This is a genomic window from Proteus faecis, assembly GCF_030286765.1.
GTDB classification, from domain to species: Bacteria; Pseudomonadota; Gammaproteobacteria; order Enterobacterales; family Enterobacteriaceae; genus Proteus; species Proteus faecis.
On the sequence record NZ_JASVWV010000004.1, the window covers coordinates 90,514 to 115,872 of the forward strand.

Below are 25,359 nucleotides of genomic sequence, written 5' to 3' on the forward strand. Positions count from 1 at the left end.
TCGCTGGATAAAATAGCAGAAAGGAATAACTTATAGGTAGAACGTTTAACTTTGACGCTTTTGGCGCTAGTCATGATTATTTATTCTTTCATCGCACAGACCATCCGCACGATATACTCCGAACCCTCATATAAGATGGTTAAATGTTACATGATATTTCTATCATGCCAAATTATTTAAAGCAATCCTTTTGAAGAAAATTTTTTAGTTAATTAGTTGGTTTTATTTAAGTTTTAGTTTCTAGTTAAAATTAGTTGGTTTTATTTAAGTTTTAGTTTCTAGTTAAAATTAGATTGCATAGTTAATCAACAGTTTTACGATCCTTCAGTAGTTTTATTCATCTAAATTGCTGGAATTATGCTTAAAGATATTTAAGTGAGACAAAAACACCCAGCATAACTGGGTGTTTTTGTTTTAGAATGGACAATCAAAATCAATTATTCAATTTCATTCCAAGAGCGACCATCACGCGTGATCATTGCAACAGATGCAACTGGTCCCCATGTTCCCGCTTGATATGGTTTAGGGAGCTCATTATCACATTCCCATGCATTGATAATTGAATCAACCCATTTCCATGCTTCTTCTACTTCATCACGACGCACAAACAACGCTTGAATACCACGCATGGCTTCTAACAGTAAGCGCTCGTAAGCATCCGCTAAATGCGTCTGGTTGAATGTTTCCGAGAAACTCAAGTCCAGCTTAGTTGTTTGTAAACGGTGTTTATGGTCGAGTCCTGGCGCTTTATTTAGCACTTCGATGTCGATCCCTTCATCTGGCTGTAAACGTATAGTGAGCTTATTTTGTGGTAACTCTTGGTAAGTCTCACTGAAAATATTCAGCGCAGGCTTTTTAAAATAAACCACAACTTCTGAACATTTACTTGGTAGACGCTTACCTGTTCTTAAATAGAACGGAACACCAGCCCAACGCCAATTATCGATATCAGCACGAATTGCCACAAATGTTTCAGTATTGCTGGTTTTATTGGCACCTTCTTCATCAAGATAACCGGGTACTTTTTTACCCTGTACAAAGCCGCCGGTATATTGTCCACGAACCGTTTTTTCGCGAATATTTGTGTTATCAATACGGCGCAATGAACGCAAAACTTTCACTTTTTCTTGACGAATACTGTCAGCAGTTAAATCAGCTGGCGGAGACATCGCAATCATAGTCAGGATTTGTAATAGGTGATTTTGCACCATATCACGCATTTGACCTGCTTGATCAAAATATCCCCAACGCCCTTCAATACCCACTTCTTCTGCAACTGTAATTTGGACATGATCAATTGTTTTATTGTCCCAGTTGTTAACAAAAAGGGAATTGGCAAAACGAAGAGCTAAAAGGTTTAATACTGTTTCTTTCCCTAAATAGTGGTCAATACGATAAATTTGGCTCTCTTTAAAGTATTTTGCCACACTATCATTAATAGAAACTGAAGAGGCTAAATCTGTCCCTAATGGTTTTTCCATTACGACACGGTTTGGCTCTTTATTTAATTTTGCATGACCTAATCCCTGACACATTGCACTAAAGGTACTAGGTGGCATCGCAAAATAGTAGATAGCAGGTAACTTATCTTGTTTTAGGTGTTTTGATAATTCAATAAAATGGTCTGTTTCATTGACATCAAGATTACAAAAATCGAGACGATCACTTAAACGTTGCCAAATTTCAGGATTAATTTCTTCTTTTAAAAAGGTTTTTAACGCTTCATGAGCGACATTTTTATATGCCTCAACATCCCAATCAGCACGGCCGACACCAATAATACGAGAGTCAGGGTGAATATATCCTGCTTTTTCCAATTGATATAATGATGGAATGAGCTTACGGCGTGCCAGATCCCCTTTCGTACCGAAGATAACCAGATCACAGGCCTGAGCAGTCGATATCGCTGCCATAGAACGTCTCCTCATGATGAGATTTTGTAATTTTGTTACAGAACTTTGTATTAATGTACTCTTTTGAATGTATTCAGTAAATACACTTGCACATTTTACTCTTTAACTTAGCACACATATTGTGGCACTTCATTTTATGACCCGTGTTTTTATCTTTTCTTGTAACTTTACTACAGTTTTGTTTCTTGTTTTCAGCTTTGAAAGTTAGACACACGTCATACTTTAACGAAAAAAGCCCAGCTTACCGATGGTTTACACTGCAAGCCTTGTTCTTTGCGTAGTATATTTTCATAAAACCGTTATAGATTTCTCCTTTTATTGAAATTGGTAAAGCCAAGGATCTGTATATTTAATGAATATATTGGAAAGGGTTCAGTCGAATCTGGACATCTTGAGTAAATCAGAAAAAAAAGTCGCAGAGGCTGTTTTAACTGCACCACAAACCGTTATCCATTCAAGTATTGCCTTAATGGCTAAAACCGCTGATGTCAGTGAGCCAACTGTTAATCGATTTTGCCGCCGAATGGCAACAAAAGGATTTCCTGATTTCAAATTACAATTAGCACAAAGCATTGCCAACGGTACGCCTTATGTAAATCGTAATATTGATGATTCTGATACGGTCTCTTCTTATACCAATAAAATTTTTGAATCCGCAATGGCGGGACTTGAAAACGTTAAAAACAATATTGATATCGCCGCAATCAATCGTGCCGTTGATATTTTGACGCAAGCTAAAAAAATTTCTTTTTTTGGTTTAGGTGCATCAGCAGCCGTTGCTCACGATGCCATGAATAAGTTTTCTCGTTTTAATATTCCTATCACTTATTTTGATGACATTGTTATGCAACGAATGAGTTGCATAAACAGTACTGATGGAGATGTGGTCGTTATTATTTCACATACCGGTCGTACTAAAAATTTAGTTGAAATTGCCAAAATCGCACGGGAAAACGATGCGGCTGTTATTGCCATTACAACTCCGGGCTCTCTTTTAGCCTCTGAAGCGACCCTTCCCATCTTGCTTGATGTACCAGAAGATACTGATATCTACATGCCAATGATCTCCCGCCTTGCCCAACTGACTATTATTGATGTTCTCGCAACAGGATTTATTTTACGTCGAGGACCAAAATTCAGAGATAACTTGAAGCGCGTCAAAGAAGCTTTACGTGATTCACGGTTTGATAAATAACCGTTTTTAATTATTCTGTTAGTATTGTCACACTTCAAATTGTGCCCCTGACTAGATAAGTTTTTGAAAAATGGTAGCATATCTGCGAGCTAACTCTCGTATATAATGAAAACAGCTGTATATGTTGCAATTAGCTTGAAGCGTTTCACTTAACATATTGGGTAAAACATAGTCTTATTTCTGTTTTATCCAATTGCCAACACCTTTCGTTCAAGGTCAACGGAGTAATACATGTCCAGACGGCTCAGAAGAACAAAAATTGTTACCACCTTAGGCCCAGCAACAGATCGTGATAATAACTTAGAAAAAATTATTATTGCTGGCGCAAATGTTGTTCGATTAAATTTCTCTCATGGTTCTGCAGAAGATCATCTTGCTCGCGCAAATCGTACACGTGAAATTGCAGCAAGATTAGGTCGCCATGTCGCTATTCTCGGGGATTTACAAGGCCCTAAAATCCGTGTATCTACCTTTAAAGATGGAAAAGTTTTCCTGAATGTCGGTGATAAATTCTTACTTGATGCAGCGCTCGAAAAAGGCGAAGGTAATCAAAATCAAGTAGGTATTGATTATAAAGGCTTACCAGCCGATGTAGTTCCAGGCGATATTTTACTTCTTGATGATGGTCGAGTTCAGTTAAAAGTCCTCAAAGTTGATGGTTTAAAAGTCTTTACTGAAGTGACTGTTGGTGGCCCTTTATCTAATAATAAAGGTATTAATAAGCTCGGTGGAGGCCTCTCTGCTGATGCATTAACAGAAAAAGATAAGCAAGATATTATCACTGCTGCAAAAATTGGTGTTGATTACCTTGCTGTTTCATTCCCAAGAACGGGCGAAGATCTTAACCTTGCTCGTCGTTTAGCTCGTGATGCTGGCTGTGAGTGCCAAATAGTGTCAAAAGTAGAACGAGCTGAAGCAGTTGCTAATGATGAAATCATTGATGAAATCATTCTTGCTTCAGATGTAGTTATGGTTGCTCGTGGCGATTTAGGCGTTGAAATTGGTGATCCTGAGCTGGTTGGCGTACAGAAAAAACTAATTCGTCGTGCTCGTCAGCTTAATCGTGTCGTTATCACTGCCACTCAAATGATGGAGTCAATGATAACAAATCCAATGCCAACTCGTGCCGAAGTAATGGACGTTGCTAACGCCGTATTAGATGGTACTGATGCCGTTATGCTTTCAGCAGAAACCGCCGCAGGACAATATCCAGCAGAAACAGTCGCTTCAATGGCTCAAGTCTGTTTAGGTGCTGAAAAAATGCCAGCTGCCAATGTTTCTAAGCACCGTTTAGATATGGTGTTTGATTCAGTGGAAGAAGCCATTGCGATGTCTACAATGTATGCAGCTAACCATATGAAAGGCGTTAATGCGATTATTGCAATGACTGAGTCAGGTCGTACTGCTCGCATGATGTCTCGTATCAGTACAGGTTTACCCATTTTCTCAATGTCTCGTCATGAGAAAACATTGAATCAAACCGCACTCTATCGTGGCGTGACACCTGTTTATTGCAGTACACACACAGATGGAATTGCCGCTGCTAACGAAGCAATTGGTCGTTTACGTGATAAAGGTTTCTTAGTTTCTGGTGATTTAGTGTTAGTCACTCAGGGTGACCAAATGGGTACAATCGGTAGTACCAATACATGCCGTATTCTGACTGTTGAATAACACAGAACTCTAAATCGTAATAACAAAACGGGCTCTTTATTAAGAGCCCGTTTTTTATCTGTTTGTTTTTCGTACATGAATTAGTTCAAGATATTCTCACGAGCGTAAGGCTCTATTTCGCCCTCTTTACGTGTCTTCAGCAATTTTAAGATCCACGTATATTGCTCTGGCGTTGGTGTCACAAGTGCTTCTAACTCTTCATTCATTCTACGAGCAATATAGGCATCATCTTTATCTTCAATATCATCCATGGGCTCACGAACAATAATACTCAGCTGATGTGTTTTATGACAATATACGGGGAACAATGGTACGATAGCCGCTCGGCATACTTTCATTAATCGCCCAATCGCAGGTAATGTCGCTTTATAGGTACCAAAAAAATCTACAAATTGGCTATGCTCTGCGCCATGATCTTGATCTGGCAGATAATAGCCCCAGTACCCCTGTCGCACGGAAGAAATAAAAGGCTTAATGCCTGCTTCGCGTGAATGTAATCGACCATCAAAATGATGACGTGCTTTATTCCATAAATAATCAGCAACAGGATCTTTTTGGTGGTGAAACATCGCTGCCATTTTCTGGCCTGTTGATGCTAATAACATTGCAGGGATATCAACTGCCCAGCCATGAGGCACCATAAAAATAACATTACGGCCTTGCTCTTTAAAACGCTCAATGATTTCTAGCCCCTGCCAAGATGTACGTTTTAATATACGTTCAGGGCCTCTTAAGCAAAGCTCTGCCAACATCACAAAAGATTGGGGCGCAGTTTCAAACATGCTGTCGAGAACATTTTCACGTTGCGTTTTATTCCATGTTGGAAAACAGTATCTCAAGTTGATATCTGCACGGCGTCTTGCGCTTTTCGCTTTACGTCCAACAAAACGACCAATAGCAGCAAGAAATGGATCACGCCACTTTACTGGCATATAAGCTAATACACTTAATACACCTGCACCTAACCATGTTCCCCAATGACGAGGATGTAAATAGGCACAGTGAAAAGTGGGTACATAACCCGCTTTGCTATCTGTATCTTTTTCTTTATTCATCAGATAACTCTCTGAATTGATATCCCAAATAGGCGTAAAAAACATTAAAACAAAAACGGATGATATCAATCATCCGCTTTTATGTCTTTAAAATCGTGTTTATTGTCAATCGTCTAGCACTAACTGAGGTTTAATCTCTTTTACTTTAGCAAGATATTCTTGTTTATCTTTACCTGTTAAACCATCAGCTCGAGGCAAAGTTGCCGTAAGTGGATTGACTGCTTGTTGGTTGATCCACAGCTCATAGTGCAAATGAGGCCCTGTAGAACGACCGGTATTCCCTGATAAGGCAATTCTATCCCCACGTTTAACTCGTTGTCCTGGTTTTACAAGTAACTGACGTAAGTGCATATAACGTGTGGTGTATTGGCTACCATGACGAATAGCGATAAAGTTACCCGCAGCACCACTATATTTTGCCACAATAACTTCACCATCCCCTGTTGCTAGTACAGGTGTTCCTACTGGCATAGCAAAGTCGACACCTTTATGAGCAGCTAAACGCCCCGTAACAGGATTAATACGACGAGGATTAAATTGAGAGGAAACTCTAAACTGCTTCACTGTTGGGAATCGCATAAATCCACGTTCTAACCCACCAGCTTGGCTATCATAAAAACGACCATCTTCAGCAAGGAAAGCATAGTAATCTTTGCCTGCGCTGCGTAAACGCACACCAATAAGTTCACTTTGCTCTGTACGGCCATCAAGCACTTCACGAGAAAAAAGTGCAGCAAATTGATCGCCACTTTGTAGTTTTTTAAAGTCTACTTGCCATTGCAATGCTTTAGTCACTGCACGTGCTTCTGAATTAGTTAAACCTGCATTTGTTGCGCTAACAGAAAAACTACCACGAATAACACCAGTGGTAACGCTGTTTTTCCACTCACCTTTTTGAAACTCTTTTGTCTCTTTGAAGCCCGTTTCAGTGCGGGTATAAACACGTGTTTCGCGACGAGAAATCCCCCAACTTAACTCTTTTAGCAACCCATTATCATCAAGCTCCCAGCTAATAGATTGCCCGATTTTAAGGTTTCTAAGATCTTTATTTTGATTAGAAATAGTTGCGATATCAGAAGAATCAATACCAAACTGAGTTAATATTGAACTTAGTGAATCACCACTAGAGACAATATAAGTATGAGGAACTTGTGCAACTGCAGTGCTTGTATCTGTACCATCTTCCGCACCGACTAACCCTTCATCAGTAAGCTGATCACTACTGTCAGTGATAATGTCATCTGTATTTTCACTTTGTACTGCTGAAGGCATTTGAATGCTGACAGGAACTTCTCGGCTTTGCTCATTTTGAAGAACCACTGGTCGCCAAATTGCGACGGCCAGTGTTGCTGCAGTTAACGAACCAAGCATTATCTTATGTGGGAGTGGTAAACTTAAATATACCTGTGCAATGGATTTCTTCTGCTGCACGTTCTTAATTCCTTATTGTGTTTCATTCAGGCAGCTCGCATATTGGTTAGCTAGTTGGGTAAGGAATTTTATATAGCTCTCTTGAGTCAGAGCAATCCCACTTCCTAGGGGGTCTAATACACCCATTTTAACCCCAGTGCCTTTCGCCACTGTTTCTATTACCGTCGGCCTAAATTGTGGCTCAGCAAAAATGCAGGTTGCTTTTTGCTCAACCAACTGTGTTCGTATTTGATGTAATTTCTGTGCACCCGGCTGTATTTCAGGGTTGATAGTAAAATGACCTAACGGCTTTAAATTATAATGTTTTTCGAAGTAGCCATAAGCATCATGAAAGACAAAATAACCCTTATTTTTCACAGGCGACAGAATATTAACAAGATTTCTATCAGTTTGCTTGAGTTGTTCGCTGAATTTACCTAGGTTTACGTCCAGAAGTTCTTTTTTATCTGGATAGAGTGTAATTAACCTTTCGTGGATCTGTTTTGCAGACGACAACGCAATTTCTGGTGATAACCAGATGTGCATATTATAATCACCGTGAGAATGATGTTCGTGATTTTCCTCATGTTTATGCACATTGTCACCATCATCTTTCAATAAAAGCGACTTTATTTCGTTAGTTTCCGCTAAAGCCAACTTATGATTGTCAGTAAGTCTGTTTAATGGCTTATCTAAAAACACTTCCATATCTGGTCCTACCCATACCATCAGGTCTGCGGAGGTGATTTTTTTCAAATCAGAAGGTTTTAATGCATAATCGTGTGGAGAGGCTCCATCTGGCAATAAAACTTCTGTTGGTGTTACCCCATCAGCGATAGCTGCCGCAATAAATCCTAATGGTCTAATGGAAACGACCACATCAGCCTGCGCTGAAGCACTAAATGAGCTTATCATCGCTGTCATTAAAAATGATTTCAATAAAAAACGATGCGCAAATTTGTTGTTTTTATGTAACATAGGAAGAATTCTCGTGAATCATCATTGGAAATGTTATATTATAACGTTTCAATGATTCTGCAAGTGCTAATTTTATGTCTGACTTGATTTGTTTAAAATCGGTTTGTGTTTCTTTTGGTGAAAGAAAAATTTTAAAAGATATCTCTTTTAATCTAAAAGCAGGCCGTATTCTTACTTTACTTGGCCCTAATGGTGCTGGTAAATCTACAGTTATCCGTTTAGTTCTTGGTTTATTAAATCCAACCTCAGGAAAAGTTGAGCGTCTAAATGCGCTACGAGTAGGTTATGTGCCACAAAAACTTTATCTTGAACCAACCATGCCACTCACCGTTAAACGTTTTATGACACTAAAACCGGGAGTCCATAATAAAGATATTCTCCCAGCTTTAGAACGAGTTAATGCAGCTAAATTAATCGATCAACCTATGCAGAAACTTTCTGGTGGTGAGTCTCAACGTGTATTGTTAGCAAGAGCATTACTTAATCAACCTCAACTTTTAGTTTTAGATGAACCCACCCAAGGTGTTGATGTTAATGGTCAATTAGCACTTTATGATTTAATTAATCAGCTTCGCCATGAATTAGGTTGTGCCATCTTGATGGTTTCTCATGATCTTCATCTTGTGATGGCAAAAACAGATGAAGTGCTCTGTTTAAATGGTCATATTTGCTGTTCGGGCACACCTGACGTTGTTTCTTCTCACCCAGAATTCATTGCCATGTTTGGAAGTCGTGGTGCTGAGCAACTGGGTATTTATCGTCATCATCACCAGCATAGTAAGGAGTGTCGTCATGATTGAGTTGCTGTTACCGGGTTGGATTGCCGGTATGCTCTTAGCAATGGCGGCGGGCCCTTTGGGTTCTTTTGTCGTTTGGCGCCGGATGTCTTATTTTGGTGATACCTTAGCACACGCTTCACTACTTGGTGTTGCTTTTGGTTTGCTGTTTAATATCGAGCCTTTTTATGCTGTTATTGCAGTCACGCTCCTTCTCGCTATTTTATTGGTCTGGTTAGAATTAAAACCTCAACTTTCTGTTGATACTCTTTTAGGGATCATGGCACATAGTGCGCTTTCTTTAGGGCTTGTGGTTGTTAGTTTAATGTCGAATGTGCGTGTTGATTTAATGGCTTATCTGTTTGGTGATTTGCTATCAGTAAACTATCAAGACGTTCTCAGTATTTTTATTGGTGTTGTGATTGTTTTATTTGTGATCCTTCGCTCATGGCGCCCTCTGCTTTCCATGACAATTAATCAAGATATGGCATTTGTTGATGGTGTAAATATTCAGAGAGAACGCTTAAAGCTAATGATGATCACCGCATTAACCATTGGTTTAGCGATGAAGTTTGTAGGTGCACTAATCATTACCTCTTTACTGATCATCCCAGCGGCAACAGCACGTCGTTTTGCTCGTTCGCCAGAGCAAATGGCTCTGATTGCAGTCGTTGTTGGTATGTTGGCAATTACAGGCGGTTTAACCTTCTCTGCTTTCTATGATACTCCCGCTGGTCCTTCTGTGGTTTTAGCGGCGAGCTGTCTATTTATCTTAAGTTTATTTGCCCCAACTAAACAGTAATTGAAATATAAATAAGATTTCATGCAAAAAATAACCCTCACTATAATTTCTAGTGAGGGTTATTTTTATGATTCATTATCGAGTTATTGTAAGGAAACTAATCTTCCATAATTCGATTAAAATGACGATAGGCATGATTAGTGGCAACACGGCCTCTTGGTGTACGCTGAATAAAACCTTGCTGAATTAAATAAGGCTCTAATACGTCTTCTATGGTTTCACGCTCTTCACCAATTGCGGCTGCAAGGTTATCTAACCCCACTGGGCCACCCATAAATTTATCAATAATGGCAAAAAGGAGTTTACGATCTAAATAATCAAAACCCGCCGCGTCCACATTCAACATATCAAGCGCTTTAGAAGCAATCTCTTCATCAATAGCACCATTGCCCTTTACTTGGGCAAAGTCTCTCACACGGCGCAATAATCGATTAGTAATACGTGGTGTACCTCGTGAACGCATAGCAATTTGGCGAGCACCTTCATCTGTCATCTCTAATCCCATAAAACTAGCACTACGAGAAACAATATGCTGAAGATCGTCAACATGATAAAACTCAAGACGTTGAACAATACCAAAACGGTCACGTAATGGTGATGTTAAAGAGCCCGCTCTTGTCGTTGCCCCTACTAAGGTAAAGGGAGGTAAGTCAATTTTAATTGAACGAGCCGCAGGTCCTTCACCAATCATTATATCAAGTTGATAATCTTCCATTGCTGGGTAAAGAATTTCTTCAACAACTGGTGAAAGACGATGGATTTCATCAATAAATAATACATCATGAGGCTCAAGGTTAGTTAACATAGCAGCGAGATCACCCGCTTTTTCAAGTACAGGGCCTGATGTCGTACGTAAATTCACCCCCATTTCATTAGCAATAATATTTGCTAATGTGGTTTTACCTAATCCAGGAGGTCCAAAGATAAGTAAATGATCGAGTGCATCATGACGTAATTTAGCCGCCTGAATAAAAATCTCCATCTGTTCTCGAACTTGCGGTTGCCCAACATATTCGGCAAGAGATTTAGGGCGAATAGCCCTATCAATAATTTCTTCTTCAGGTTGTTGAATTTCTGCTGAAATCAGGCGATCTGCTTCAATCACAATGTGTTACTCCTAAATAGCCGCGCGTAACGCTTCTCTGATAAGCGTCTCACTATCTGTACCCAGCTTTGCCACTTTACTGATCATTTTTGCCGCTTCTTGTGGCTTATAGCCCAATGCGATTAATGCAGCAGAAGCTTCGGCTTCAATATCAGCCACTTTTGGCGCTTTAGGTGAAGTGCTTTCAGGTAACTCGATATCACTATTTTCGAATAAATCACCATTAAGGCCTTTAAAGCGGTCTTTCATTTCAACAACTAAACGCTCAGCTGTTTTCTTGCCTACACCCGGTAATTTTACTAATGAAGTAATAGATTCATTTTCAATGGCGGTCACAAATTGGCGAGCAGACATACCAGATAGAATGGCTAAAGCGAGTTTAGGCCCTACACCATTTACTTTAATTAATTCACGAAAGAGTGCACGTTCTTGTTTTTGGTTAAAACCATAAAGTAATTGTGCATCTTCACGTACAATAAATTGCGTATAGATAATGGCTTCTTGGCCAATATCAGGCAATTCATAAAAACAGGTCATTGGCATATTGATTTCATAACCAACACCATTACCTGCTTCAATCAGCACCACTGGTGGCTGTTTTTCAAGAATAATTCCTCTGATACGACCTATCACTCTAACGCCTCCGCAAAAATAATTACGTCAAGTTTATAACATAAAAAAAGCTGGACGTATATCCAGCTTGTGAAAAACCAAAGACATTTACCAAGATAACAACTTATCTTAACCGGCCTCGCGTTAAAACAAGACGCGGATCACCTACACGTAGTAAATTTTGGTTAAAGTGGCAATGTGTAATCGCAATCGCCAATGCATCAGCAGCATCCGATTGTGGTGCAGCAGATAATTTTAATATTGAACGCACCATATGCTGTACTTGGCTTTTTTCAGCAGCCCCCGTACCCACTACAGTTTGTTTGACTTGACGAGCGGCATATTCAAAAACAGGGAGATCATTATTAACTGCGGCAAGTATCGCAACACCGCGCGCTTGCCCAAGTTTAAGTGCCGAATCGGCATTTTTAGCCATAAAGACTTGCTCAACCGCAAACACATCTGGCGAAAATTGGGTAATAATTTCGCTAACACCTGCATAAATACGTTTAAGTCGATTAGGAAGGTCGGGAACTTGTGTACGAATACAACCACTTCCCAAATAGATAAGTTGTCGCCCTTGCTGTCGAATTACACCATAGCCTGTAACACGCGAACCAGGGTCTATACCTAAAATGATAGCCATATCAATTCCTGTTGCCGATATGGTCGATGGCGAGAGAAAAGAGCAAAAAATCTGCTCTGCTCTTCTCTTCGCACTTTTAATAACTGCGTTAAACACCGTTATTTTCGATAATCGTCAGAACGATTACAGGATATCTTCCAGTTGTTTTGCAACTTCATCTGAGATATCACCGTTGTGATACACTTCTTGTACGTCATCACTGTCTTCTAACATATCAATAAGACGCATTAACTTTGGTGCCGTTTCAATATCTAATTCTGCTTTAGTCGATGGGATCATTGAAACTTCTGCTGATTCAGCAACAAAACCTGCTGCATCCATCGCATCTTTTACTTCACCAAAAGATTCTGGTGTCGTGTAAACATCAATAGCGCCATCATCAAAAGTTTCAACGTCATCAGCACCTGCTTCTAACGCAGCTTCCATAACGGCATCTTCATCAACACCTGGTGCGTATGAAATTACACCTTTTTTGGTAAACAGATAAGATACAGAACCATCTGTTCCTAAGTTACCACCTGTTTTGGTAAATGCATGGCGAACATCGGAAACAGTACGGTTACGATTATCACTTAAGCATTCAACCATCACAGCAGTACCTGCTGGGCCGTAGCCTTCATAAATGATGGTTTCCATATTATCGTTTTCATCATTACCCACACCACGTGCAATTGCACGATTTAAGGTGTCACGAGTCATGTTATTCGATAATGCTTTATCAACTGCCGCACGTAAACGTGGGTTAGTTGCTGGATCACCACCACCTAAACGTGCTGCTGTAACTAATTCACGGATGATTTTAGTGAAAATTTTACCGCGTTTCGCATCTTGCGCTGCTTTACGGTGTTTTGTATTGGCCCATTTACTATGACCTGCCATGAAATATCTCCAAACGTGGTCTAATCATTAAATAACAAATTCTTCAATCGCTTGCTGATTACTGGCGGATTTTGTTAATTTTGCCGCCAGTGGCGCGTCTAACCATTGGTATTGCGAATGCTCAGTAAGCACAATATCTCGCTCTGCGGGTAGTGCTAATGTAAACCAATGTTCCTGACAATGAGTAACATCTGGTGCATAACGATGCCGAAAATGTGCAAAAATTTCAAAAATAATTGAGCGATGGCAATCCACCAGCTCAAGATTTTCTTTTATGATATCAATTCCAACTTCTTCTTGCACTTCGCGCAATGCCGTTTGAAAAGGCGTCTCCCCCTTCTCTAAACTGCCAGTCACAGATTGCCAGAAATCAGGATCATCTCGACGCTTTAGCATAAGCACCCGTTTGGTCTCTTTTGCATAAATAACAACTAAAACGGATATCGGGCGCTTATATTTCATCATTTACTCTTTATCTTCGCTAACTTCTTTTTGAGTTACTGCAATCGCTAACTCTTTTAAAGCATCTTCATTAGCAAAGCTTGGTGCATTAGTCATTAAACACGCAGCTGCTGTTGTTTTAGGGAAAGCAATAACATCACGAATGTTATCAGTGCCTGTTAACAACATCACTAAACGGTCTAAACCAAAAGCTAAACCTGCATGTGGTGGAGTACCAAATTTAAGAGCCTCTAATAAGAAACCAAATTTTTCTTGTTGCTCATTCGGTGCAATACCTAAAATGCTAAATACCGCTTGTTGCATTTCATTGCGGTGGATACGCACTGAACCACCACCCACTTCATAACCATTAATAACCATATCATAAGCATTTGCCACAGCACCTACTGGGTGTGCAGTCAATTCATCTGGTGATAAGTCTTTTGGTGAAGTGAATGGGTGATGCATCGCACTTAAGCTACCCGTTTCTTCATCTTCTTCAAACATTGGGAAGTCGATGACCCATAATGGTTTCCATGCATTTAAATCAGTCAGTTCAAGATCACGTCCGACTTTCAGACGCAGAGCACCCATCGCATCACTGATTGTGCCTTTACGACCTGCACCAAAGAAGATTAAATCACCGTCTGTTGCACCCGTTGTTTCTAAAATTGAGTTAACAACATCGTTAGTCAGGAATTTAGCAATTGGGCTTTGTACGCCTTCAATACCTTTCACGCGTTCGTTAACTTTCATCCACGCAAGGCCTTTAGCACCGTAGATACCAACAAACTGTGTATATTCGTCAATATTTTTACGGGTTAATGATGCCCCACCCGGTACACGCAATGCGATAACACGGCATCTTTCATCGTTGGCAGCTTGTGCAAATACACTGAACTCAACATCTTTGACTAAATCAGCGATGTCTTTCAGTTCCATAGGGTTACGTAAATCTGGTTTGTCTGAACCATAACGACGCATTGCTTCAGCAAAAGTCATTACAGGGAATGCACCTAAATCAACATTAAGAATATCTAACCATAATGCATGGATCATACGCTCCATCACTTCGCGTACTTGATCTGCACTCATAAAAGAGGTTTCAACATCGATCTGTGTAAATTCAGGCTGACGATCAGCACGTAAGTCTTCATCGCGGAAGCATTTTACAATTTGATAGTAACGATCAAAGCCAGACATCATTAACAGCTGTTTAAAAAGCTGTGGTGATTGTGGTAACGCGTAGAATTTACCTTTATGTACTCGACTTGGAACTAAATAGTCACGCGCACCTTCTGGTGTCGCTTTTGTCAGCATAGGGGTTTCAACATCAAGGAAACCTTCACCATCCATAAAACGGCGAACAAAGCTTGTGATTTTAGCTCGGGTTTTTAAGCGCTCTGACATTTCTGGGCGACGCAGGTCTAAATAACGATAAGTTAAACGACGCTCTTCAGTATTTGTTTGATTGCTATCTAACGGTAATGGCTCTGAACGGTTAAAAATAGACAGAGATTCTGCCGCTAACTCAATCTCACCTGTTGCCATATTTTTATTAACTTGGCTATCAGGGCGAGCGCGTACTGTTCCTGTGACTTGAATACAAAATTCATTACGCAGTTCTGAAGCCTGAGAAAATGCCTCTTTCTGCTCTGGGTCAAAGAAGACTTGAACAATACCTTCGCGATCTCGCATATCAATAAAGATAAGTCCACCTAAGTCACGGCGACGGTTAACCCAACCACAAAGAGTCACTTTTTGGCCCACATGGGCGCCATTCAACTGCCCACAATAATTAGTACGCATACAATATCCTTTTACTCAGCTTGTTGTGCTTTCTGCTGCGGAAATTTTGGCAATAGTCTTTTTCGAGTAGTGTCAAAAAAAAGGCAGACATTATAACGAAAATTCTTCCCGGAGATAAGAGTATAGACCTAGTTTATATGATACATCTTTTCAAGGATTTGCTAATCCCCAAACAATTAATTAATAATAATTATTTATAGCGACAGAAGTCGCTTTGAGGTTTATCATTAAATTCGCCGTTTTTTGGCTTTGGCAATGGAGAAAAGATGGTTAGCTCGCTTTATATCATACTGGGCGCACTGTTATTGATTAAATTGTCCCTCAATGTCGTAAAACTCAGAACGCAATATCGGGTTGCTTATGGCGATGGTGGCTTTTATGAATTACAAACAGCCATCCGTGTTCACGGCAATGCAGTAGAATATATTCCAATCTCCATGATCTTATTGCTGGTCATGGAAATGAATGGTGCTTTTGTTTGGATGGTACACATCTGTGGCTCAATTTTAATCGCAGGTCGCTTTTTACACTCTTATGGATTAAAACATCGTGAACTTCGCTGGCGTCGTTCAGGAATGGCTGCCACTTACTTATCAATGGTATTGATGATCATTGCTAATATTTATTTCCTTCCTTGGATACAAATCTTTTCCTTTTATTACTAAGTCCTCGTGGGAATAACATGATCATCCATGATCAAAACCGGCATCCTTGCTGTTGTGTCTAATAACGGCAAGGTATCAAAAAGGTTTATTTATTTTTTCCAATTTCTTTCTAAATAATGCAACTTTGTGAGCACCGTCGCTTCTGGTAGAATGCGAGCTTCTTTTATTCCTTAAACCTATTTCAGTTATGTCGAATTCAAAATCATCACAACAAGACAGCTTATTTGCGACACCTATTGCTAATCTGGGTGACTGGCGCTTTGATGAAAAAGTCGCCGAAGTATTTCCTGATATGATAAAACGCTCAGTACCAGGTTACTCAAATATCATCTCCATGATTGGTATGCTTGCAGGTCGCTTTGTTACGCCCAATAGCCAAGTCTATGATTTAGGCTGTTCTTTAGGCGCAGCTACCCTTTCAATGCGTCGTAATATTGATGTTACTGGTTGCAAAATTATTGGTGTTGATAATTCACCTGCCATGGTAGAGCGCTGTCAGCGCCATATTAATGCCTATAAAGCAGATACACCTGTTGATATTATTGAAGGTGATATTCTTGATATCGAAATTAATAATGCCTCAATGGTAGTACTTAATTTCACCTTACAATTCTTAGCACCGAACGATCGCCAACTATTATTAAACCGAATTTACCAAGGCCTTAATCCTGGTGGTGTGTTAGTGCTTTCTGAAAAATTTAGTTTTGAAGATAAAGAAATTGGTGAGTTGCTCTTTAATATGCACCATGATTTTAAACGTGCTAATGGTTACAGCGAATTAGAAATTAGCCAAAAACGTAGCATGTTAGAAAATGTTATGCTGACCGATTCTGTTGAAACGCATAAAACTCGCTTACATAATGCAGGTTTTCCGCATACAGAAGTTTGGTTCCAATGTTTTAATTTCGGCTCTCTTTTAGCGATTAAAGGCAATAATTAATGATTAATTTTGGCTCGTTCTATCAACTTATTGCGCAAGATGAGCGCTTATTTCATTGGTTAGATACATTACCGGCTCAATTATCAGAATGGCGTTCAAATGCGTTACACGGTCACTTTTCCTCATGGGAAAGAATGCTCGATGGTTTACCTGAAATTACGCCTACTGAGATTGATTTAAAAAATGGTGTAATTGCCCAACACACACCTACATTAAGCGCAGGCGAGCAGCTGGGATTAAGCAACGTTTTAAAAAATTTAATGCCGTGGCGTAAAGGCCCATTTTCACTTTATGGCGTTAATATCGATACAGAATGGCGCTCTGATTGGAAATGGGAGCGTGTTTTACCTCATCTTTCACCACTTAAAGGTCGCTTAGTATTAGATGTCGGTTGTGGTAGTGGCTATCACATGTGGCGGATGTTAGGTGAAGGTGCAGAATTTGTTGTAGGGATCGATCCTACTCAACTTTTCTTATGCCAATTTGAAGCTGTCAGAAAATTATTAGGTAATGACCAACGCGCACATTTAATTCCTGTTGGTATTGAACAAATGCCTGAATTAAATGCCTTCGATACCGTATTCTCAATGGGAGTGCTTTATCATCGCCGTTCACCACTTGATCATCTATGGCAATTAAAAAACCAGTTAGTTTCTGGTGGTGAATTAGTATTAGAAAGCCTTGTTATTGATGGTGATGAGTTTCAATGCCTGATCCCAGGTGAACGTTATGCACAAATGCGTAATGTGTATTTTATTCCATCTGCAAAAATGCTGAAAGTTTGGCTAGAAAAATGTGGTTTTAAAGATGTACGCATTGTCGATGAAAACACAACCTCACTTGATGAACAGCGTAAAACCGATTGGATGGTCACGGATTCATTAGATGCATTCTTAGATGCTGATGATAAAACAAAAACCGTTGAAGGTTATCCCGCACCTAAACGTGCAATATTAATTGCAACTAAGCCTTAATCTTTTATCTAAATTTAAAGGGATATCAAGTTATTTAATATCCCTTTCTTTCATAATATTCATCTTGCCGTTTTATTAAAAGCGCCTTATCCCCCCCTTTATTTACAGATGAACGATTAAAGAAAATTATGGCTAAAACACCAAAGAGCAAACTTTCTACCCAAAAGAAAATAACACAAAAAAAACAATACGCTCTTTTACAAAAGAATAAACATCAGCAATATGATGATCCTCTTTTCTCCTCTTTTATAGAAACAACATCAGAAAAGCGTCTCCCACTAACACCTCTACAACGTGGAATACATCTCTTTTTTTCATTATTTGACTATGCCACACAATTTTTATATATCGTTTTTATTATTACCGTTTGGTGGTTTCCTGAACACTTCTCAGTTCAGACAATTTATAATCTAACCGTTTTATTTTTATTTGAATTTATTCTTGTGCATTCTGGTGTTTTTATGGCTGCATTTGCTCGTACTAAACTGGTTTTTGCTCTTATTCCCTTTTATGGAATATTTGCTCTTATCATAAATAGTATGATTATGGGTGATGAAAACCTGATTATTTGGCTTTATGCTGTGATTGTTGCTAATCGAATTATCAGTGGTTATCAAGTGAAAACTAAAGAAGAAATGGGGAAGAACTTATTCTATTCTGCACTATTAGTTTTAAATTTTATGCTATGCCTTTTCTCTGTCATGATTTTTAAATTCCTAGTCCCTTATGGCGGATTAACGCCCCAATATTTACATGAAATTGACTATCTCCATTTAATCCCACAACACAGTGATTATTTTAATGTTCCACATATTGGTATGGCTTATGGCACTCTATTTTATGGTATTCCTTTAGCCTGCATTACCTATATTAATATATCATCAATATATAAACATATAATGTTCAGAATAAAAGCTAGAGCAATAAAAACCACACACAGATAATCTTATTCAGCCCTTGTTGTTCATCTTTATTCATGTTTTAATACGCATGCTATTTCCACCAATTATTTCTCTTTTTAAGAAGGCACTTCCCTACGATGAATTAAATTCTGCCAGAAAATTTTTCAAATACCTTTTTCGGTATTCACTTTTCTGTTACTGGCAGACAATAATTTACTTCGTCGCATCTAAAAAAAGATCTCGGCTGTCTGCCACCTATTTCGCTTAGGAGGTCTTATTATGACAATAGCCTGCCACTTTTCACAACTTACTATCGAATTTAATCAGCAAAGTCTTTTTCCACCTTTAACTCGTGCATTGTCTTGTCAGCAAAATGCATTAATCGGCCATAACGGTAAAGGAAAGTCTGTACTATTAAGATTATTAGCACAAAAAATATTACCAACCACTGGCCAAGTTAATTGGAATATCCCCTTTGTTCACGTTGAACAATTAACTCGATTACAAGGTAATACACTTGCTCAAGCATTAGGTATTCATGAAATTTATCAAGTATTTCAACGCGTTGATGCCGGCATCGCCACATTAGAAGATATTGAGTTACTCGATGGCAAATGGCAATTTCCTGTTATGTGGCAGAATTTATTAGATTCAGCACAACTTCCTGTCGCATTAGATACTCCTATTACGCATCTAAGCGGTGGAGAACAAACACGTTTAGCGCTATGTCGTGCTTTTTTATGTAAAGAGAGTTTTTTGCTGTTAGATGAACCAGATAACCATCTTGATTATCAAGGACAACAATGGCTAGTAAAACAATTGGCTTTGCACAAAGCGGGCTCTCTTATTGTAAGTCACAATCGAAACTTGCTTTCTTATGCTGATACTATTTTTGAATTAAGTGAGAAAGGTTTATTTGAATATGGTGGAAATTATACTTTATATGAGACACAAAAACGTGCAGAAATAGCATCGTTGGAAGCAACAAGTGATCGACTAAACAGCCAAATTAAAAATGAGAAACGCCAGCAACAATCGACATTACAAAAAGCAGCACAACGGAAACGACAAGGCGAATCAATCAGGAAAAGTGGATCTCAGTGCTTACTTTTATTAGATATGCAAACAAATAGGGCTGAACAACGACAATCTGCAGTTGCTAAACGGCATCAGCGTATAATTGATGATATGCAATCTCAAAAGCAAAGCATCGATGAAGAAAAAGCACATGTTCATCAGCAGAAAATGGTATTAAATTATCAAAGTGATGGTCATCGTTTAAATGTATTTGTTAATAATCTTCAGCTTCCATATGGTTATCAGCACCCCATTTCATTTTCAGCTTATGGGAATGAGCATTGGCATATTCAAGGTAAAAATGGATGTGGAAAGTCAACATTATTAAAATGTTTGATCAAACAATTTGCACCACTTTCTGGTGAATTTCGTCTCAACAAAGACTTTTGTTATCTTGATCAACATCTGACTTTACTTGATAAAACATTGCCAGTTGCACAAGCACTACACCAATATCAACCCGCGATTTCTATCGAGCAATGGCGAACACGTCTTGGAATGTTAAGAATTAGAAGTGATAAATCGTTACTGCCACTTGAAAAACTAAGTGGTGGTGAGCAATTAAAAGCAACATTATTGGCTTTAACACATAGCCCAAAACCACCTGCGGTATTATTACTTGATGAGCCAGATAATCACCTTGATATAGAATCAAAACAACTATTGGAAGATCTACTCGTTGAATATCAAGGCACATTATTATTAGTTTCGCATGATGAAACCTTTGTTGAACGCTGTGGTATTACGCACACGCTGGTATTAGGCTAGATTAGATAAAAAAACTGCGCTATAAAAAAGCGCAGTTCTAGAATATTTAATCCGTCTAATCAAGATGCTAATGGCGTATAAATACTCATAATATCTTTCATTGCTTCAACAGTATCTTCATCCACACAGTAATGCGTAAATTCATCAATCTCACTGTCAGAGCTCATCGTTACACCCGCTTTACGATAAATCATGGTTGAAGGTGCCACTTTTCCTGCTGAGCTGTGTATTTCTTTTAATCCTGTATCTAGGAATTTTTGGATATTACTAAGCCTTACACCCGCACCCGCCATAATTATAGGGCCTTGTGTTTTTTCATTTAACGTTCGTAACAATGGTAAGCCAAGTTCTGCATTCGGTTGCTGTCCTGACGTTAAAATACGAGAAACCCCCAACTGAGTCAGTTGTTCTAACGCTAATAATGGATTAATACACATATCAAAAGCACGATGAAAAGTAATAGCTAATGGACCTGCAAGCTCCATTAAAATTTCCATTTTAGGCAAATCAATATGTCCTTCTTCATTTAAAAGACCAACAACTGCTCCTGAAAAGCCCATATCACGGATCAAACTAATATCATTTTTCATTGCTGAAAAATCAGCTTGTGAATAACAAAAATCACCACCACGCGGGCGAACGATAGGATGAACGGGAATACGAACCAACTCTCTGACTTGTCGTAGCATTCCATAGCTTGGCGTAATGCCGCCTTCTGCCGGACTCGTGCACAGCTCTATTCTGTCTGCGCCTGCTCGTTCTGCTACCAACGCACATTCAGCGCCAAAACAACAAATCTCCAATGTAGCCATATCATCCCTCTCCATCCTTAATAAAGAAAGTAATCAGAAAATAAATATCATTTCTCAGCGATTACTAACAATAGTTGTCGAATATCGTTATTCATTCAATTCCACTATCAGAGTTTTGTGCTGACACAAGCAAACTATTTTCTGAAAATGTCGTTCAACACTCACTTTCTACGATTTCAAGTAACGAATAAGGATGATACTTCACAGTGACTTTTCCATTAGAAATGGCCACCGTTGGATTAGGTAAACGCTCTTTCTCACCTTTAGGTTCACTGATTTTTAAGCTCACATTTTCTGGTAATGTTTGGGGTAAAAAAGACATGACTCGACTCACTAGCTCTCTTGGTTCGACGGAGATTACTTGCTCAATATGCTCCCAACCTTGATATTCATATGTTTTATTTGTGGGAAAAGGCAATTCAACAATTGAAACAGATTGATTTAAAATAGTTAATGGCGTTTCTAATTGAAATAGATATATTGGGCGCCCGTTAATCACATTATCAGAAATACACTTTCCACACTGACTTAATCCTATTCGCCACTGCTCAGCCAAAGCCAAATCGTGACAACGTAACGATACATGATCAGTGGGATAGATAGCTAAATCTATACCCAAACTATCGGCAAATAGTGTCATATTTTCTTCAAACAAAGAAAGCTCACGAGTTAAATCATTTAATTGAGAAATTGAAGAAAATAGCACCATTTTGAATAACCTTAATGAAAAAACAGAGAAAAAACCTTAAAGATAAGTCTGAGATGGTAGCATGTTCTAGCCGGAATATGTTATAAATTCAAGGTTAATCCTAATTCTTTATAAGAAACCTGTCAGGCTTTTGTCGTCAGGTTTTATTTTCTCAATTATTTAAGGTAACCCGGTGAATATTCAGGCTTTTCTTTCAGAAAAAATCAGTGTGGCAATGTGTGCTGCTGGTGCACCCGCTGATAGCGAACCTCTTGTCCGTCAGTCAGCCAAAGTACAGTTTGGTGACTATCAGGCAAATGGTGTCATGGGAGCTGCAAAAAAAATGGGGATCCCGCCCCGACAACTCGCAGAAAAGATCCTAGAAAAGCTTGATATTACGGATATAGCAGATAAAGTTGAAATCGCAGGTCCGGGTTTTATCAATATCTTTTTATCTCCACAATGGGTTGCAAAGCAAGCTGAATACGCATTAGCAGATGAACACCTAAACGTAACCCCAGTTGAACCTCAAACTATTGTTATCGACTATTCATCTCCGAATGTTGCAAAACAGATGCACGTTGGCCACTTACGCTCGACCATTATTGGTGATGCAAGTGCACGTACCTTATCTTTCTTAGGTCATAATGTTATTCGTGCTAATCACCTTGGTGATTGGGGTACGCAATTTGGTATGTTAATTGCGTACTTAGAGAAAAAACAGAATGAAAATGCCGCTGATATGGCGTTATCCGATCTGGAAGAGTTCTATCGTGAAGCGAAAAAACACTATGATGAAGATGAAGTGTTCGCAGAACGTGCGCGTAATTACGTTGTGAAATTACAAAGTGGTGATGAATACTGCCGTACAATGTGGCGTAAATTAGTTGATATCACCATGCAACAAAACCAAGTGACTTATCAGCGCCTTAACGTCACATTAACCGAAGATGACATTATGGGTGAAAGCCTTTATAACCCAATGTTGGCAGGTATTGTTGCTGATTTAAAAGCAAAAGGTCTTGCAGTAGAAAGTGAAGGTGCAACCGTTGTTTTCCTTGATGAATATAAAAACAAGGAAGGCGAACCTATGGGTGTTATCGTTCAGAAAAAAGATGGTGGCTACCTATATACAACAACAGATATTGCTTGTGCAAAATACCGTCACGAAACATTACATGCTGATCGCGTACTTTATTATATCGACTCTCGTCAGCACCAACATTTAATGCAGGCTTGGACGATTGTCCGCAAAGCAGGCTACATTCCTGATTCAATGTCTCTTGAACACCATATGTTCGGTATGATGCTAGGTAAAGATGGTCGTCCGTTTAAAACTCGTTCTGGTGGCACTATTCGTTTAACTGACTTACTCGATGAAGCTCAAGAAAGAGCCCGTGCATTAATCGCTGACAAAAATCCAGATATGGATAAAGACGAATTAGATAACGTTGCTCGTGTTGTGGGTATTGGGGCTGTTAAATACGCTGATTTATCTAAAAATCGTACAACAGATTACATCTTTGATTGGGATCTGATGTTAAGTTTCGAGGGGAACACAGCACCTTATATGCAATATGCTTATACTCGTGTTGCCTCAATCTTTAAACGTGCAGACATTGATGAAAATGCGCTAACACAACCTATCGCACTAACACAATCTCATGAAAGACAGCTTGCATTACGTTTAGTCCAATTTGATGAGACGATTATGCAAGTTTCTCGTGAAGGAACACCTCACGTTATGTGTGCTTATCTTTACGATTTGGCACAAACCTTCTCTGGCTTTTATGAAAACTGCCCTATCTTATCTGCTGAAGATGAAAGCACTCGCCAAAGTCGTCTAAAACTGGCTCGTTTAACCGCGAAAACTTTAAAACAAGGTTTAGATACTTTGGGTATTGAAACGGTAGATAGAATGTAATTTATCGCTGTTTTCAAATCATAGTGATAAAAAAACCGATGGTTAATACCATCGGTTTTTTGTGTATCAAATTTTAATTCAAGATAGCTAAAATACGTCAAACAATGAACCAACCAAATTTTCAATGCTATTTAATTATTAATCTTCGTTAGCAGTTATAACATCCTGACACAATAGCCCTCTAATATCTTTTGCCTCAATCCAGCCATCAACACTATCTATTGGCTTACTAGGGCTGTATAAGCGGTCATTAACGTCTTTAGCGGTGAAAGCAAGCTGCTCATTCGTTTTATCAAATACACCAACACAGTTAACAGGAGTGAGTTTTGAGGTGCTAATTTTTCCATCAGCAGTGCAACCTGCAAGAAATAACGTAGCTAATGATATAGAAATGATAATTGCTTTTTTCATAGTAGCTCCTTGACACTCTTATTTTTATTTTTACCAAAATCACTAAGTGATTGTTTAGTCGTCTTTAAACTAGAAATATCTAATGATCGATAACTGTTTTAAGTATAACGAATAAATGGATAAATATTTGAGTTATTGAGCTATTAAGGAGAAATATTGACAAGGATTAGAAAAGAGAGGGAAAAACAGAAAACAGCGGCGGACAAATGAAAGCGATAATTAGTGTACCATACTGAATTCACAGTAATCTAATTACCTATTAATAATAGATTTAGTATCAATTTCATTATTCACACGACTTATTGTTTACTGCTTATCCCCAGCAATCGTATTACCTATTTGAAGCGCAGACAAAATAGATATGATCACTTTCAGTAGTACTGAACGATAACAAGCAAATAACTTTACAGTCACTGTTAATCTACCTGAATAAAGAAATAATAATATGTCTCAAATCAAAAAAATCAAATATTTTAAAATATACTGCAATTTTTTGAAATATTTGTAATATCTCATCATTAAGTAAGAAATATTTAACAGATGTGCCAATTTTTAAACCTCTACAACACAAGAGAGTTTATCTAAAAAAAGATAATTCGTCAAACCGTAAGTACCTAGAATATAGCGTCTATTTTTTTACTTTATGTAGAATCTCACGACTAGTAAACAAATTGTCTAAAGATATTCGATATGATTAATGTTTAGATAAATTTATCAATATCAATTAAAAAATGCATTCCAACACCGAAAAACTGTATAAATCATTTAGAAATTGGAAAAAAAATTTAATAAAAAAAATAGTGAGAAAAAAGATTTTTGCATTTTTCTCACTTTTTGTTTTTTTAAGGATAGCCAAATCTACATAACTAAATGCTAGAAATGTGATCAATGTTACATTAAAAA

23 protein-coding genes are annotated in these 25,359 nt (G+C 38.5%); 10 read left to right on the forward strand and 13 right to left on the reverse strand.

What is annotated here, in order from left to right:
- Positions 1 to 437 precede the first annotated feature (437 nt).
- On the reverse strand, positions 438 to 1,913 hold the full coding sequence (zwf, locus tag QSH13_RS07470; protein WP_109397573.1) for a glucose-6-phosphate dehydrogenase: 1,476 nt from the start codon (positions 1,911 to 1,913) through the stop codon (positions 438 to 440).
- Between the two features lie 352 nt (positions 1,914 to 2,265).
- Between zwf and QSH13_RS07475 the strand changes: the two genes are divergently transcribed.
- Positions 2,266 to 3,108: a MurR/RpiR family transcriptional regulator gene (locus tag QSH13_RS07475; protein ID WP_109397574.1), complete on the forward strand. Its 843-nt coding sequence runs from the start codon at positions 2,266 to 2,268 to the stop codon at positions 3,106 to 3,108.
- A 231-nt stretch (positions 3,109 to 3,339) separates the two neighbouring features.
- Positions 3,340 to 4,782 carry a pyruvate kinase gene (gene pyk, locus QSH13_RS07480; protein WP_109397575.1) on the forward strand — a complete coding sequence of 481 codons (1,443 nt, stop codon included), beginning with the start codon at positions 3,340 to 3,342 and terminating at the stop codon, positions 4,780 to 4,782.
- An 80-nt stretch (positions 4,783 to 4,862) separates the two neighbouring features.
- On the opposite strand, the gene lpxM is transcribed toward pyk, so the two are convergent.
- The 3 genes from lpxM to znuA form a co-directional block, all read right to left on the reverse strand.
- Positions 4,863 to 5,837, reverse strand: a complete 975-nt coding sequence (lpxM, locus tag QSH13_RS07485; RefSeq protein ID WP_196544275.1) for a lauroyl-Kdo(2)-lipid IV(A) myristoyltransferase — start codon at positions 5,835 to 5,837, stop codon at positions 4,863 to 4,865.
- A gap of 105 nt (positions 5,838 to 5,942) precedes the next feature.
- Positions 5,943 to 7,268: a murein DD-endopeptidase MepM gene (mepM, locus tag QSH13_RS07490; RefSeq protein WP_286039016.1), complete on the reverse strand. Its 1,326-nt coding sequence runs from the start codon at positions 7,266 to 7,268 to the stop codon at positions 5,943 to 5,945.
- 12 nt (positions 7,269 to 7,280) lie between these two features.
- A complete protein-coding gene (gene znuA, locus QSH13_RS07495) occupies positions 7,281 to 8,225 on the reverse strand; it encodes a zinc ABC transporter substrate-binding protein ZnuA (RefSeq protein WP_109397578.1) in 945 nt (314 codons plus the stop codon).
- A 74-nt stretch (positions 8,226 to 8,299) separates the two neighbouring features.
- On the opposite strand from znuA, the gene znuC reads away from it, so the two are divergent.
- Both znuC and znuB read left to right on the forward strand, forming a co-directional pair.
- The gene (gene znuC, locus QSH13_RS07500) at positions 8,300 to 9,025 is read left to right on the forward strand and encodes a zinc ABC transporter ATP-binding protein ZnuC (RefSeq protein WP_286039015.1); all 726 of its coding nucleotides are present in this window, start codon (positions 8,300 to 8,302) and stop codon (positions 9,023 to 9,025) included.
- Positions 9,018 to 9,803 (forward strand): zinc ABC transporter permease subunit ZnuB, encoded by a 786-nt coding sequence (znuB, locus tag QSH13_RS07505; protein ID WP_109397579.1) that lies wholly within the window; start codon positions 9,018 to 9,020, stop codon positions 9,801 to 9,803. The genes znuC and znuB overlap by 8 nt, the downstream gene beginning before the upstream one ends.
- Before the next feature lie 97 nt (positions 9,804 to 9,900).
- Here the strand turns inward: znuB and ruvB are convergent, their stop codons facing one another.
- The 6 genes from ruvB to aspS all read right to left on the reverse strand — a co-directional run bounded on the left by ruvB (position 9,901) and on the right by aspS (position 15,295).
- A complete protein-coding gene (ruvB, locus tag QSH13_RS07510; RefSeq protein WP_109397580.1) occupies positions 9,901 to 10,908 on the reverse strand; it encodes a Holliday junction branch migration DNA helicase RuvB in 1,008 nt (335 codons plus the stop codon).
- Positions 10,909 to 10,920: 12 nt separating this feature from the next.
- Positions 10,921 to 11,541, reverse strand: coding sequence for a Holliday junction branch migration protein RuvA (ruvA, locus tag QSH13_RS07515; RefSeq protein WP_109406229.1), 621 nt, complete (start codon positions 11,539 to 11,541; stop codon positions 10,921 to 10,923).
- A gap of 103 nt (positions 11,542 to 11,644) precedes the next feature.
- Positions 11,645 to 12,166 (reverse strand): crossover junction endodeoxyribonuclease RuvC, encoded by a 522-nt coding sequence (ruvC, locus tag QSH13_RS07520; RefSeq protein ID WP_006536599.1) that lies wholly within the window; start codon positions 12,164 to 12,166, stop codon positions 11,645 to 11,647.
- A 123-nt stretch (positions 12,167 to 12,289) separates the two neighbouring features.
- Complete coding sequence (locus QSH13_RS07525) at positions 12,290 to 13,045, reverse strand: YebC/PmpR family DNA-binding transcriptional regulator (protein WP_023582074.1); 756 nt, start codon at positions 13,043 to 13,045, stop codon at positions 12,290 to 12,292.
- A 27-nt stretch (positions 13,046 to 13,072) separates the two neighbouring features.
- Positions 13,073 to 13,507 (reverse strand): dihydroneopterin triphosphate diphosphatase, encoded by a 435-nt coding sequence (gene nudB / locus QSH13_RS07530; RefSeq protein WP_286039014.1) that lies wholly within the window; start codon positions 13,505 to 13,507, stop codon positions 13,073 to 13,075.
- 3 nt (positions 13,508 to 13,510) lie between these two features.
- The gene (gene aspS, locus QSH13_RS07535) at positions 13,511 to 15,295 is read right to left on the reverse strand and encodes an aspartate--tRNA ligase (protein WP_109397583.1); all 1,785 of its coding nucleotides are present in this window, start codon (positions 15,293 to 15,295) and stop codon (positions 13,511 to 13,513) included.
- 266 nt (positions 15,296 to 15,561) lie between these two features.
- Here aspS and QSH13_RS07540 point away from each other — a divergent pair, with 266 nt between their 5' ends.
- From QSH13_RS07540 to QSH13_RS07560, 5 genes are all read left to right on the forward strand, one after another.
- The gene (locus tag QSH13_RS07540) at positions 15,562 to 15,960 is read left to right on the forward strand and encodes an MAPEG family protein (RefSeq protein ID WP_109397584.1); all 399 of its coding nucleotides are present in this window, start codon (positions 15,562 to 15,564) and stop codon (positions 15,958 to 15,960) included.
- A 187-nt stretch (positions 15,961 to 16,147) separates the two neighbouring features.
- Positions 16,148 to 16,900, forward strand: a complete 753-nt coding sequence (gene cmoA, locus QSH13_RS07545; RefSeq protein ID WP_109406228.1) for a carboxy-S-adenosyl-L-methionine synthase CmoA — start codon at positions 16,148 to 16,150, stop codon at positions 16,898 to 16,900.
- Positions 16,900 to 17,874, forward strand: a complete 975-nt coding sequence (gene cmoB, locus QSH13_RS07550; protein WP_109397585.1) for a tRNA 5-methoxyuridine(34)/uridine 5-oxyacetic acid(34) synthase CmoB — start codon at positions 16,900 to 16,902, stop codon at positions 17,872 to 17,874. The genes cmoA and cmoB overlap by 1 nt, the downstream gene beginning before the upstream one ends.
- A 128-nt stretch (positions 17,875 to 18,002) precedes the next feature.
- The gene (locus QSH13_RS07555) at positions 18,003 to 18,818 is read left to right on the forward strand and encodes a hypothetical protein (protein ID WP_286039013.1); all 816 of its coding nucleotides are present in this window, start codon (positions 18,003 to 18,005) and stop codon (positions 18,816 to 18,818) included.
- A gap of 237 nt (positions 18,819 to 19,055) precedes the next feature.
- Entirely contained in the window at positions 19,056 to 20,621 is a 1,566-nt protein-coding gene (locus QSH13_RS07560) for an ATP-binding cassette domain-containing protein (protein ID WP_286039012.1), read from the forward strand.
- Between the two features lie 59 nt (positions 20,622 to 20,680).
- Here QSH13_RS07560 and cutC read toward each other — a convergent pair whose 3' ends face one another.
- The gene (cutC, locus tag QSH13_RS07565; RefSeq protein ID WP_286039011.1) at positions 20,681 to 21,433 is read right to left on the reverse strand and encodes a copper homeostasis protein CutC; all 753 of its coding nucleotides are present in this window, start codon (positions 21,431 to 21,433) and stop codon (positions 20,681 to 20,683) included.
- Between the two features lie 154 nt (positions 21,434 to 21,587).
- Positions 21,588 to 22,142, reverse strand: coding sequence for a VOC family protein (locus QSH13_RS07570; protein ID WP_109397589.1), 555 nt, complete (start codon positions 22,140 to 22,142; stop codon positions 21,588 to 21,590).
- Positions 22,143 to 22,314: 172 nt separating this feature from the next.
- Here QSH13_RS07570 and argS point away from each other — a divergent pair, with 172 nt between their 5' ends.
- The gene (argS, locus tag QSH13_RS07575) at positions 22,315 to 24,045 is read left to right on the forward strand and encodes an arginine--tRNA ligase (protein WP_109406225.1); all 1,731 of its coding nucleotides are present in this window, start codon (positions 22,315 to 22,317) and stop codon (positions 24,043 to 24,045) included.
- A 138-nt stretch (positions 24,046 to 24,183) separates the two neighbouring features.
- On the opposite strand, the gene QSH13_RS07580 is transcribed toward argS, so the two are convergent.
- The gene (locus tag QSH13_RS07580) at positions 24,184 to 24,456 is read right to left on the reverse strand and encodes a hypothetical protein (RefSeq protein ID WP_109397591.1); all 273 of its coding nucleotides are present in this window, start codon (positions 24,454 to 24,456) and stop codon (positions 24,184 to 24,186) included.
- Positions 24,457 to 25,359 lie beyond the last annotated feature (903 nt).